Raw genomic sequence first — 12,957 nt, 5'->3', positions numbered from 1 at the left:
CAAGAACGCAGGCTGGGTAAACCGCTGACGGCTGATGACGGGCTCGATTCAGCAACAAGAAGTGTAGATCACCCGGCACTCGAGCACTTTTGGAGGCTGCCAATTGAGGGCCTGAATTAAGGCGTCACCTGGTATCCCTTCGCCAGCAGGCAGTTTGTGTACGCCTGCTTCGTGGCGTCATCGCCTCCTTCATAAAACTCGTCATGCTGACGCCCGGGCTGTTCCGCCACGGTTGTACCTGCGGCAGGCGCCGCCGCAGTGCCTTGGCTGAGCGCTACGTCATGGCAGTCATCAATATCGAGTCGGGTTTGTTGCGAGGTCTGTCCCTGCATCGGCGCGACCGTTTCGGCCCAGGCCTGGGTGCAAGAAACCGACAATAGAGCGCACAGGCCAATAGACGAAAGCTTGTTCATGTTGACCTCCCCGGGACCTTGTTGAGCAACCAAGAGTGTAGATCACTCTGCGCCGCCTTTCTTTGACCGAAGGGAGGTAAGCGCGTGGTCACCTGACTCTTGTGTTTCAAGCCCGTCCGGCTCATGCGGTGGTGCCTTTTTATTAATGCGATTGCGACTAATGCTTAGTGCATATCGTGATTAGCTCCGGTGGAAAGTTCCGGGTCAGCAGCAATACTCCATTGCGCATTGAAGACATTCGATTAAAACGTGGAGCAATAAGTCATGAACTTGACCTTCTCCAAAACAACAGCATCCCGTTTTTCTCCTATCAAGCGTTACCTTCGCGAACCGCTACTGCACTTTCTAATCGCAGGTTTTGCACTCTTTGCGCTGTATGGTGGTTTGCACCGTTCAACCGTCAATCAAGATCCTCAACGAATAGAAATAACCCCCGACGACATCCAGCGCATCGAAATTTCCTGGCGGGCGCGATGGCAACGCCCGCCTTCAGATCAGCAACTTCACGGCATGCTCGATGAGTATGTGAAGGAAGAAATCCTCTACCGCGAAGCACTGAAACTCGGTCTGGATAAGGACGACACGATCATTCGCCGTCGACTGGCGCAAAAAATGGACTTCCTGGCAGAAGATGTCGCGTCACTCCGCGAGCCGGCCGCCGGCGTACTGGAAGCCTGGTACAGCCAGCACCAGGCGCAATATGCCCCCCCGCCATTAGCGACTTTTCACCATCTGTTCTTCGCTTCGGACAAACGCGGTGCGCAGGCGCAAGCACAGGCTCAAGCAGTGCTGGTCACCCTGAAAGACAAGCACAGCGGCGAAGGCGACGACTTCATGTTCAAGAGCGCCTATGCGCAGCAATCGCAGGATCAAGTAGCGCGGGACTTCGGTTCAAAGTTCGCCATTGCGTTGTTTAAACAAACTCCGGGAAATTGGCTGGGCCCTGTGGAGTCGGGTTTTGGCTGGCATCTGGTGTGGATCGATGCGCTGACTTCACCCGCGGCACCACCCTTTGAAACCGTGGCCCAGCAGGTCAAATCCGATTGGCTGTCCGAACAACGCACTGAGTCGAAACGCTCGAATTTCGAGGCGTTGAAGGCACGCTATGAAGTGGTGGTGATGATGCCGGCGTCCACCAGCGGGATTGCAGCCACTCAAACGGAGCCACAGTAATGGGACGTACTGTCTGGCTTTTTTTACTGATGTTGTGCATAGGCCAGGCAATCGCCCATGAATCCCGTCCGGCGTACCTGCAAATCAACGAAACTGCTGCCGGGCGGTACGACTTGCTGTGGCGCACGCCGGTACTTTCGGGGATGCGTCTGCCTATCGCGCTGAGATTTCCTGAAAGCGTACGAACAGTCATTGAACCGGTGGTAAGCGAACTCAACGACTCCCTGATCGAACGCCGAGTGATTGACGCCGGTCCTGCGGGACTGGTGGGGAAACGAATCGAATTTATCGGCCTGCAAGCTTCCATTACCGACGTGCTGGTGCGGGTCTCTCGGTTGGACGGCAGCCTGTCCACCACGCTTGTGCAACCCGCCCAACCCTGGATAGAGGTCGCCGCTACGCCGGGGCCTTTCTCAGTGGCCGGGGCGTTTCTGGTGCATGGCATCGAGCACATAGTGGGCGGTTTCGACCACCTCATGTTTGTCCTCGGCCTCCTGCTGCTGGTGCGCAACGGCTGGATGCTGGTGAAGACCATCACCGCGTTCACCCTCGCCCACTCCATTACCCTGGCGCTCGCGGCACTCGGCGCCGTGCACCTTCCCGGCCCGCCCGTGGAGGCGACGATTGCGCTGAGCATTCTGCTGCTGGCAGTGGAAATCGCCCGCAAGAATCGCGGCGAAGCCAGTTTCACCGCCAAATGGCCGTGGGTCGTGGCCTTCTGTTTTGGCTTGTTGCATGGCTTTGGTTTCGCCGGTGCGCTGGCGCAAATCGGCCTGCCACAACGGGACCTGCCGTTGGCGCTGTTTACCTTCAATATCGGCGTCGAGATCGGCCAATTGATGTTCGTTGCCGTGGTGTTGATCCTTCGTGAGTTGCTGTTGCGCTGTCGACTGCCAACGTCTGCACGTCTGTATGCCCCGCCCATTGCGTCCTACGGGCTGGGTACGTTGGCCGCGTTCTGGTTTTTCGAACGGGTTTCGGGTTTTTGGTCCTGACCTGCACCGTTCTGTCACTGCTGTGTACCGGAGTCGTGAAAAATGACAAATAAGCATCATTTCACCGCTTGCGCAGCGCTATCCCTGGCCGTCAGCACGCTGGCCACGGCGGATGGCAATCCGGACCGCGAGGTTTACTTCGGCCAGACGCACTCGCACACGTCGTGGTCGATAGATGCCTATCTGATTGGCAACCATGTGGTCGATCCCGAGCAAGCCTACAAATACTCAATGGGCATGCCGGTCATGCACCCGATGGGCTTTGAAGTGCAGCTCAAGGGCCGTCCGCTGGATTTCCACGGGGTCACCGATCACTCGGAATACGTGGGCGTCATTGCGCTGGCCAACGATCCGAAGTCGGACTTCAGCAAACTGCCCATCGCGCAAAAGCTGATCGTCAAAACCCCGGCCGACTTCAACCGGGTCTTCAAGTGGATTGCCGGCAGCATGAACCACCCGATCAAGGAGCTGATTGATCCGAAGATTGCCGGCAACATCTGGCAGCAAAACATCGCCATCGCTGACAAGTATTACAAGCCCGGCAAGTTCACCACCTTCGTCGCGTATGAATGGACCTCGGCGCCGAACAGTCAAAACATGCACCGCAATGTGTTCTTCCGGGATTCTGAAAAAGTGCCCGACCTGCCCTTTACGGCACTCGACTCGGGCAAGCCGGAGGATTTATGGAGCTGGATGGACGACCAGCGCAAAAAGGGCAACGAGGTGCTGGCGATCTCGCACAACGCCAACCTCAGCAACGGCATGATGTTTCCGGTAGACGTTGATGATCGGGGGCGCCCGATCGATGCCGCGTGGGCCGAAACGCGGATGCGTAACGAATCCCTCACCGAAATCCACCAGGTAAAGGGCACCTCGGAAACCCATCCCGAGCTGTCACCTACAGACGAGTTTGCCAACTACGAAATCATGAGTTTCCTGCTTGGCGTCGACAACAGCACCGCCAGACTCAATGGCAGTTACGTCCGCCAGGCCTGGCAAAACGGTATGGCGTTGCAGGAAGCCCGTGGCTTCAACCCGTACAAAATGGGTGTGGTGGCCGCCAGTGACTCGCACAATGGCGTGATTCCTTATTCCCAGGCCAACAACTTCGGCACCCACGGCTTTACCGACAACACCCCCGAGGCGCGTCTTTCCGGTAAAAAGAACTCGGGCATGATGGCCCTGCAAACCAGCACCTCCGGCCTGGCCGGCGTGTGGGCTGAAGAGAACAACCGCGAGTCGCTCTTCGACGCGATGAAACGCAAGGAAGTCTATGGCACCAGCGGCGTGCGGATTGCCGTGCGCTTGTTCGGCGGCTGGGATTTCGACAGCACCTTGTGGAACGAAAAAGACTGGGTGCACGCCGCCTACGCCAAGGGCGTTCCAATGGGCGGTGACTTGCCGGCCAAACCGGGCCAAGAGGCGCCAACGTTCGTGTTATGGGCGGTCAAGGATGCCGATGACGGCAACCTCGACCGGATCCAGATCATCAAGGGCTGGACCAGAAACGGCCAGATTTTCGAGAAGATCTACGACGTCGTCTGGTCCGGTGATCGCACGCCGGACCCTGCCACTGGAAAAGTCCCACCGGTCGGCTCTACGGTCGATGTTTCCAAAGCCACGTACACCAACACCATTGGTGCCACCGAGCTGAAAAAAGTCTGGGTCGACCCGGATTTCGATCCGGCCCAGCACGCGTTCTACTACGCCCGCGTGTTGCAGATCCCGACACCGCGCTGGAGCACCTACGACGCCGCCAAGCTGCAAGTGCCGCCACCGGCCGACGTTTCGGCCACCGTGCAGGAACGCGCCTGGACTTCACCGATCTGGTACTCGCCAAACGCCGAGGACGGGAAACAGGTGGCTCGCGGCAAAACCATTGATCAGCTGAAAACCGAAGGTGACAAGGCGCTCACGAACGAGCAGTTGCACGCCTTCGTGGTGGGTAAAACCGTCAAGGTGCGCAACACGGTCACCGGGCAGACCTTTGAAGTTGTCTACGGCACCGACGGCCAGCGCTCGGTCAGCAGTGTCGACGGCAAACCGCCTGTGGAAGGCGAATACCTCAACATGTTGCATGGCGGGCAGTTCGGTGTGCCGGCCAAATATGAAATCAAGGACGGGCATCTGGTGACGACCCTCGGCGGCTCGCCGTTCGCGGTCACGGTCTTTGAGCGAAACGGCAAATACGTGGCGGCGAGCAGCAGCGAGTTTGGCTACGTCAACTATGAGGTCCAAGAGGTGAAGTAAACCTCGGCTCGCCGCCCAATCACGGGGGGCGCCAAATCGTCCACTCAGTGGCCCGTTGTTCAATAACGCCACGTCATATTGGCCGACAGGGCCTGAAGCCAGGCGTTGTCGAACTCGCCGGACACGCGACTGCCGGACAGGGATTTGGTCTGGTCGATGGACATGTCGCCCATCCAGACCGTCACCCAGCTGAAGTTGAGGTCAGTCTCCTTGTTCAGCGAATACGTCAGGCCGGCGGCGAAGCGCCAGGCAGCCCCCATGGGCACGGTCAACGTGCGATTGCTGTCGGACACTGCAGACGAGTCATAGGCGACGCCAAAGTCCCATAACAAATCAGGGTTCATCTGGTATTGCGCGCCCAGCGCCAACTGATAAGTGTCTTTGTAATTCGCATCGATGGTGGTCGCCCGCGCCCCGCCGGCATTGGTATCGACGTCGATCTCGACTTCACCGAATGTCGACCAGTCCTGCCAATTGACCGAGGCCAGAATCGCCCATTGCGCGTCCAGTTGCCGGTACAGGCTGAGGGTGGCGGTTTGCGGGACTTTCAGATCGATCCCGAGCTTGGTGCCGTCCAGTCGACTGACCAGCGGACCGCTGTTATTGATGTCCAGGCCATCCTCGAAGTCCAGGTCGACCTGGCTGGTGTAGGCCAGACCGATACGGGTGCCCGGTTGCGGGGCGTAGATCACACCGACGTTGGCGCCGTAACCCCAGTCGCTGTCCTTGTACTTGTATTGACCGTCCGCACGGTCCGTCAGTCCGAGGGGCGACTGATTGATCGCCGCTTCGGATTTCAGCATGCCGTACATGGCTTTCACGCCAAGGCCAACCGACCATTGCTCGTTGAAGCGATACGCCACACTGGGCACCAGTGACAAACCGGCGATGCTCGCGTTCTGCACGAAATAGCGCCCGGACCAGTCGTTGTCGTAGTTTTCCGCAAGGCCGAAATCGCCATAGGAGCCGAACCCGACGGACCACTGGTCATCCAGTTGATGGCTTATAAAGAAACTGACGCCGGGTATGGGGTCGAGCACATTGCCGCTGCCGGTGCCCGGGGTATTGGTATCACCGTCCCGATCAAAAGACAGATTGCCGAACAGAATCTGCGCACCGGCCGTCATCTGCGTACCGCTCAGGTAACTCAAGCCTGCCGGGTTGCTGGCGATGGTCGAAGGGCCTTGTGCCCGGGCCGCGGCGCCGGCATTGGCCAAACCGGCGTTGTCCGTGGCGATTTCGTACAACATCAGCCCACCGGCAACCCCTCGTTCGCTGTTCATTAGCGAGAGCAAACCCAGTACTGAAATGGACAATGCGCTTTTATTCGCTTGCATGATGCCCCTCTCAAAATGATGTTAATCATTCTCGAACAGATAACAGCGCAACCGGTTTCTCAAGGCGAAGTGAAGTATTACTCAGGATTCGACGTTGTCCATTTGCGCACTCTCTTAACTGCAATCAACCGACCCGTTCGGGTTTTACCGCACAAATGGCGGCATCAGAGGACGTCGAAGCACTTCGCCCCCCCATTTACGGGAGGATGGTTCGGGAGCTGGCAACAAAACTAATCTTCTCGATCATTGGCGTGATGGCCTAACCTCATAGGTTGAGCGACCCACCACAGAGTCGAGCACTCCCATGCGTAATGCATTGAAGTCAATGATGTTCGTCGTGTTCACGCTGCTTGGAACCAGTGGCGGAGCCCTGTCGGCCGCCGACCTGCCGGCAACGCCAACCCCGATGTCAGGCACCGCGTCCGTTGCCATCTCCCAGAGTGATTTGCTGGAACTGCAAATCCGCCTCGACCGAATCAAGCAGCAGATTTCGCTGGCCAATAACCTGACCCAGATGACCGGCCTGCAAGATTCCGTGCAGTTGTTTATCAATGATGTGGACCGCCTGCAGTCAGCCCTGCTGCCCGAACAGAAGCAACTGCAAGCCCAACTTGATGTATTGGGCCCGGTCTCTCTCGACGATGTCGCGTCTGAGAAGTCGGATATTGCGACGCAACGCGCCTTTTTGTCCGAGCAAAAGAGCAAAGTCGATTCCCACCTGAAAACCCTGACGGCGCTTAGAAACAATGCGGCCGGCCTCATCATTCAAATTGCCGGGATTCGCCGCAGTCTGCTGGAAACCGAAGTCACGCTGCGCAGCGGCAGTATTCTGGGCCCCGGGTTCTGGGCGCCGCTGTTTAATCCGCTGAAGGAAGACCGTCAGCGGCTGAGCGATTTCATCCAGCAGGCCTCCAGCGCAATCAAAGCCGCCTGGCAACCCGGCGAGCGTTTGTTTGCCGTGTTGCTGATCGTACTGGCCGTGGCCATCTGGTCCTGGGGAAGAAGAGTCGCGGAGCGCGGCCTGACCTGGGTTTGCATCCATCGAATGCCCGAGGGCCGTTTGCGTCGAAGTACGCTCGCGATGGCTTCAGTCCTGGCCACGGTATTCACCACCGCAATGGCGATGCAACTGCTGTTTTATGCGCTGACTCGCCAATTGCCATTGACGCCGACGATTCAGAACTTTGCCGATGAATTCGAAAAAGTCATCTATGTCTGCGTCCTGATTACCGGTCTGAGCCGGGCACTGCTGTCGACCAAACATCCCTCCTGGCGACTGCCGGCCATCGCCGATCCCGTGGCACAGGCGATCCAGCCCTTCCCCAGGATTCTGGCGGTCACACTGCTGATTCTGGTAGGTCTGGCACAAGTGACCAACGTCACCGGCATGAGCCCGCCAGCCATCCTTTTCGGCCGGGGTTTGATTGCGCTGGTGGTCACGCTGATTATCGGTACGTTGTTCCGGCGTGCCAGCACCGTCCGCAGAGCCGTCGCCGCCAGCGGCGAAGCACCCGAATCAAGTACCACCGTCGCGGGCCTGATTTATTCATTCGCCGGTATTGCCGTTGTTGTGGCGATGCTTGCGCTGCTGATCGGCTACATCTCTCTGGCACGATTCATCACCTACCAACTGGTATGGGGTTTTATCATCCTGTCGGGCTTCTACTTGCTGACCCAGTTGTTCAGAGACGGCTGCGAATACCTGTTTTCAGCCAAGAGCCCCAGCGGCAAGGCGCTCAAACAGTTACTCGGGATCGGCGACGTGCGCCTCGAACAAGCGTCGATAATCCTGTCCGGGGTCGGTCGTGCCGGTTTAATCCTGCTCGCCGTCATTTCACTGTTTGTCGGTGGCGTGGGCACCACACTCGGGCAATTGTTCACCCAGACGTTCGCCATCCTCGGCGGCGATGGCCTGCGCAAACTCAATATCATTCCGGGCCACTTATTGAATGCGCTGCTGGCCCTGTTCATCGGTATCTACCTGATTCGCACACTGCGCCGGTGGCTGGACAACGAGTTCCTGCCCAAGACCGACATGGACCCCGGCATGTGTGCCTCCCTCAGCACGCTGTTCGCCAATATCGGTTACGCACTGGTAATTCTGCTGACGTTGTCGTCGCTGGGTATCCAGTGGACCAACCTGGCGTGGATTGTCAGCGCCTTGTCGGTGGGGATCGGTTTCGGCCTGCAGGAAATCGTCAAGAATTTCGTCTCCGGGCTGATTCTCCTGACCGAACGCCCGGTCAAGGTCGGCGACTTGATCAGCATCAGCGGCGTCGAAGGCGACATCCGCCGCATCAACGTCAGGGCCACGGAAATACAACTCAGTGACCGCTCGATCGTCATCGTGCCCAACTCCCAACTGATTTCGCAAAACCTGCGCAACGTCACCCTCGGCGGCAGTGCACAAGGGGTGGCGACGCTTGAACTGGTGTTCCCGCTGGACATCGATCCCGAGCAGGTCCAAAACTTGCTGTACAACACCTACGCCGAGCACGAAACCATCCTCGACAAACCCGCGCCGTTCGTTCGATTCAGCAAGCTCACCCCCGACGGCATCACGTTGACGGTCACCGGTTACGTCAGCAGCCCGAGGATTGTCGGCACCACCAAAAGCGATTTGCTGTTTGAAATTTTAAAGCGGTTGGGGGCGGCGGGTATTGAACTGGCGAAACCTGCGCCTGCGGTTTGATTGATGAACCCACCTCATCACTCCATGTGGCTTATAGGTCTTAATCGATTGGTTAAACCTTTCTAGTATGGGACGCGCGCATTCTTTCCACTGGACGCAGGCATCGACGCCCGTCCGGTCTGCAACGGCGTGTTCGCGTTGCCTGACGATTCATGAGCAGGACACATAATTCTATAGACGAATTACGCAAAAACATTCGGCGATCAGGCAGGTCACTCTTTCTGATGAGGATTGGCGACGCCAAAAAGACAGAGGGTTTGAATCAATGGACGACCGTGACCTGTTATCGATATCCAGACGCAAGTTTCTGATCGTCGGCGCCGTCACTGCGACGGCGCTGGCGCTTCCCCCTTTCATCTCGGCGAAAGCCTCTGCGGCGAATCTCGCGCGTCCGATCCAGTCGAAGGTGTCCATTACAGTCAACGGCGAACTGCGGGCACTGGACCTCGACACTCGCACGACACTGCTGGATGCATTGCGCGAGAACCTGCAGCTCACCGGCACCAAAAAGGGTTGCGACCACGGCCAGTGCGGGGCCTGCACGGTGATTGCCGACGGCCGGCGGATCAACTCGTGCCTTACGCTGGCGGTGATGCACGAGGGTTCGAAAATCACCACCATCGAGGGACTGGGCACGCCTGACAAGCTGCACCCGATGCAAGCCGCCTTCATCAAGCACGATGGCTATCAATGCGGTTACTGCACGCCGGGGCAGATTTGTTCGGCGGTGGCGGTGCTCGGTGAAATCCGCGACGGCATTCCGAGTCATGCCAGTGCCAGCCTCACCGATCAGCCGCAACTGATCGCCAGTGAATTCCAGGAACGCATGAGCGGCAATATCTGCCGCTGCGGTGCCTACTCCAACATCATCGAGGCGATTTCCGAAGTCGCGGAGGCCAACGCATGAGGCCCTTCACTTATTTACGCGCCAAGTCCCCCGCCGAAGCCGCTGCGCTGGCGGCCCAGGTCAACGGTTCACGCTTCATCGCCGGCGGCACCAATCTGCTCGACCTGATGAAGCTGGACATCGAGACGCCCACGCACCTGATCGACGTCAACGGCCTTGCCTTGGACCGGATCGAAGCGACGCCCGAAGGCGGATTGCGCATCGGCGCCCTGGTGCGCAACACGGACTTGGCCGCCGACATACGCATTCGCAAAGACTACGCGTTGCTGTCGCGCGCCTTGCTCGCCGGCGCCTCCGGGCAACTGCGCAACAAGGCCACCACGGCGGGCAACCTGCTGCAACGCACCCGTTGCCCGTATTTCTACGACACCCATCAAGCGTGCAACAAGCGCCAACCCGGCAGTGGCTGCGCGGCCATCGGTGGCTTCAGCCGCTCGCTGGGCATCATCGGCGTGAGCGATGCCTGTATCGCCACGCACCCCAGTGACATGGCCGTGGCCATGCGGGCCCTGGATGCGCAAGTCGAAACTGTTCGCCCCGACGGCACCACGCGGGTGATTCCGATTGCCGACTTCCATCGACTTCCAGGTAACACGCCGAATATCGAAACGGCCCTGGCTGCGCACGAGCTGATCACGGCCGTGACCCTGCCCACCCCGCTCGGTGGCACGCACCTCTACCAAAAGGTCCGTGATCGCGCCTCGTATGCATTCGCCCTTATCTCTGTAGCGGCAGTGATTCAACAGGATGGCAGCGGTCGCGTGGCTTTGGGCGGTGTCGCCCACAAGCCCTGGCGTGTGGAAACCGCCGAATCGGTCATGGCCCAAGGCGCAAAAGCGCTGACTGAGCAATTGCTCGCCGGCGCGACACCGACCCACGAAAATGCATTCAAGCTGACCCTGGTCGAGCGCACGCTCGCTTCCGTGATGGCGCAAGCGAGGACACCCGCATGAAATTCGACACCCCCGCCACCACCAACCCCATCGACCAGATGAAAGTGGTCGGCAAGCCGACCACCCGTATCGAAGGTCCGTTGAAGACCACAGGGCTGGCGCCTTATGCCTACGAACACCATGACGCCGTGCCGAACCAGGCCTACGGGGTAATTGTCGGTTCAGCCATCGCCAAGGGGCGCATTGCTTCGATGGGCCTTGAGGACGCGCAGTCCGCGCCTGGGGTGATCACGATTGTCACGGCGGCGAATGCCGGCAAACTGGGACTGGGTAAATACAACACCGCGAAGCTGCTCGCCGGCCCGGAGATTCAGCATTACCACCAGGCGGTCGCGTTGGTCGTGGCAGAGACCTTCGAACAGGCCCGGACTGCTGCGCAACTGCTGGATATCCGCTACGTCAGCAGCGACGGCTCTTTCGATCTGGCCGCCGTGCGTTCTTCCGGCGTGGAGGCCAAGGACCAGATGGCCGACACCCACCACGGCGACTTTGCCGGGGCATTTGCGGCGGCACCGGTGCAGCTGGATGCGACCTACACCACCCCCGATCAGGCTCACGCGATGATGGAGCCGTTCGCGTCGATGGCGTCGTGGAAAGGCGATCAGCTGACGCTGTGGACATCGAATCAGATGATCGACTGGTCGGTGACCGACCTGGCGACCACCCTCGGCGTACCGAAGCAAAACGTACGCCTGATATCGCCCTACATTGGCGGTGGTTTCGGCGGCAAGTTGTTCATTCGCTCTGACGCAGTGCTCGCGGCCCTCGGCGCACGCATGGCCGGTCGTCCGGTAAAAGTCGCGCTGACACGTCCCATGATGTTCAACAACTCCACCCACCGCCCGGCAACGATTCAACGCATTCGTATCGGCGCCAACAGCGACGGCAGGATCACCGCCATGGGCCATGAAGGCTGGTCCGGCGACTTGCCCGGCGGCAAAGTGGAGCGCGCCGCGCAACCGAGCAAATTGCTGTATGCCGGGGAAAACCGACTGGTGTCGATGCGGCTTTCCACGCTTGATCTACCAGAAGGCAACGCAATGCGTGCTCCGGGTGAAACACCCGGGATGATGGCGCTGGAGATCGCCATGGACGAGATGGCGGAGAAGCTCAAACTCGACCCCGTTGAATTTCGCATCCTCAACGACACCCAGGTTGATCCGGTTAACCCCAAGCGACCCTTTTCCAAGCGGCAAATGGTCGAATGCCTGCGCACCGGAGCCGAGCGATTCGGCTGGGACAAGCGCCACCCACAACCGGGCACTCAGCGCGAAGGCCGTTGGCTGATCGGCATGGGCATCGGTGTCGCCTTCCGTAATAACAACCTGGTGAAATCCGGGGCGCGGGTGCGGCTGGATGCTCAGGGGACGGTGACCGTGGAAACCGACATGACCGATATCGGCACCGGCAGCTACACGATCATTGCCCAGACCGCGGCCGAAATGATGGGCGTCGGCCTCGATGACGTGGTGGTTCGTCTTGGTGATTCCAGCTTTCCGGTGTCCGCCGGTTCGGGTGGCCAGTTCGGCGCCAACTGCTCGACGGCAGGCGTGTATGCCGCCTGCGTGAAACTTCGCGAGGCTGTCGCGCAAAGCCTCGGGCTGAACGCGGCGGATGCCGTTTTCACCGACGGTGAAGTGCGTTCGGGCGGCAAGGCCTTGCCCTTGCGCGATGCCGCGAAAGCCGGCGAGCTTGTCGCTGAGGATTCGATCGAGTTCGCCGAGCTGAGCAAGCAATACCAGCAATCGACCTTCGGCGCGCACTTCGTCGAAGTCGCCGTCGACAGCGCGACCGGGGAAACCCGTGTGCGACGGATGTTGGCGGTGTGCGCCGCCGGGCGAATCCTCAATCCGACGTCAGCACGCAGTCAGGTGATCGGCGCGATGACCATGGGCGTCGGTGCGGCATTGATGGAAGAACTGGCGGTCGACAAGCGCCTGGGCTTTTTCGTCAATCACGACCTGGCCGGCTATGAAGTGCCGGTGCATGCGGACATCCCGCATCAGGAGGTGATTTTCCTCGACGAAACCGATCCGGTGTCGTCGCCGATGAAAGCCAAGGGTGTCGGCGAACTAGGGTTGTGCGGTGTCAGCGCGGCGATTGCCAATGCCATTTACAACGCGACCGGTGCGCGAGTGCGGGAATACCCGATCACGCTGGACAAGATCCTCGACAAGTTGCCGCCGATGATCTGATCGGATGTGGCGAGGAGATCCCTCGCCAGATAAATCCCTCAC

The 12,957-nt window shown here is 59.3% G+C and carries 9 protein-coding genes; 7 read left to right on the top strand and 2 right to left on the bottom strand.

The window, feature by feature from the left end; genetic code table 11:
* Nucleotides 1-116 precede the first annotated feature (116 nt).
* Entirely contained in the window at nt 117-413 is a 297-nt protein-coding gene (locus tag ACRC4F_RS14280) for a hypothetical protein (RefSeq protein WP_438659883.1), read from the bottom strand.
* A 264-nt stretch (nt 414-677) separates the two neighbouring features.
* Here ACRC4F_RS14280 and ACRC4F_RS14275 point away from each other — a divergent pair, with 264 nt between their 5' ends.
* From ACRC4F_RS14275 to ACRC4F_RS14265, 3 genes are read left to right on the top strand one after another with little or no spacing between them, the layout of a single operon-like run.
* Nucleotides 678-1,586, top strand: coding sequence for a peptidyl-prolyl cis-trans isomerase (locus ACRC4F_RS14275; RefSeq protein WP_438659882.1), 909 nt, complete (start codon nt 678-680; stop codon nt 1,584-1,586).
* Entirely contained in the window at nt 1,586-2,581 is a 996-nt protein-coding gene (locus ACRC4F_RS14270; protein WP_438659881.1) for a HupE/UreJ family protein, read from the top strand. Before ACRC4F_RS14275 ends, ACRC4F_RS14270 begins: the two co-directional genes overlap by 1 nt.
* A gap of 42 nt (nt 2,582-2,623) precedes the next feature.
* The gene (locus tag ACRC4F_RS14265) at nt 2,624-4,831 is read left to right on the top strand and encodes a DUF3604 domain-containing protein (RefSeq protein WP_438659880.1); all 2,208 of its coding nucleotides are present in this window, start codon (nt 2,624-2,626) and stop codon (nt 4,829-4,831) included.
* A 59-nt stretch (nt 4,832-4,890) separates the two neighbouring features.
* Here ACRC4F_RS14265 and ACRC4F_RS14260 read toward each other — a convergent pair whose 3' ends face one another.
* On the bottom strand, nt 4,891-6,168 hold the full coding sequence (locus ACRC4F_RS14260; RefSeq protein ID WP_438659879.1) for an OmpP1/FadL family transporter: 1,278 nt from the start codon (nt 6,166-6,168) through the stop codon (nt 4,891-4,893).
* Between the two features lie 304 nt (nt 6,169-6,472).
* Between ACRC4F_RS14260 and ACRC4F_RS14255 the strand changes: the two genes are divergently transcribed.
* From ACRC4F_RS14255 to paoC, 4 genes are all read left to right on the top strand, one after another.
* Nucleotides 6,473-8,860, top strand: a complete 2,388-nt coding sequence (locus tag ACRC4F_RS14255) for a DUF3772 domain-containing protein (RefSeq protein WP_438659878.1) — start codon at nt 6,473-6,475, stop codon at nt 8,858-8,860.
* A 265-nt stretch (nt 8,861-9,125) separates the two neighbouring features.
* Nucleotides 9,126-9,767, top strand: a complete 642-nt coding sequence (gene paoA / locus ACRC4F_RS14250; protein ID WP_438659877.1) for an aldehyde dehydrogenase iron-sulfur subunit PaoA — start codon at nt 9,126-9,128, stop codon at nt 9,765-9,767.
* On the top strand, nt 9,764-10,720 hold the full coding sequence (locus tag ACRC4F_RS14245; RefSeq protein ID WP_438659876.1) for an FAD binding domain-containing protein: 957 nt from the start codon (nt 9,764-9,766) through the stop codon (nt 10,718-10,720). Before paoA ends, ACRC4F_RS14245 begins: the two co-directional genes overlap by 4 nt.
* On the top strand, nt 10,717-12,915 hold the full coding sequence (paoC, locus tag ACRC4F_RS14240; protein WP_438659875.1) for an aldehyde oxidoreductase molybdenum-binding subunit PaoC: 2,199 nt from the start codon (nt 10,717-10,719) through the stop codon (nt 12,913-12,915). The genes ACRC4F_RS14245 and paoC overlap by 4 nt, the downstream gene beginning before the upstream one ends.
* The last annotated feature ends 42 nt before the right edge of the window (nt 12,916-12,957 follow it).

The sequence above is a fragment of the Pseudomonas sp. genome, from assembly GCF_051660785.1.
In the GTDB taxonomy this organism is placed as follows: Bacteria; Pseudomonadota; Gammaproteobacteria; order Pseudomonadales; family Pseudomonadaceae; genus Aquipseudomonas.
This window is presented reverse-complemented; position numbering and strand designations above follow the sequence as displayed.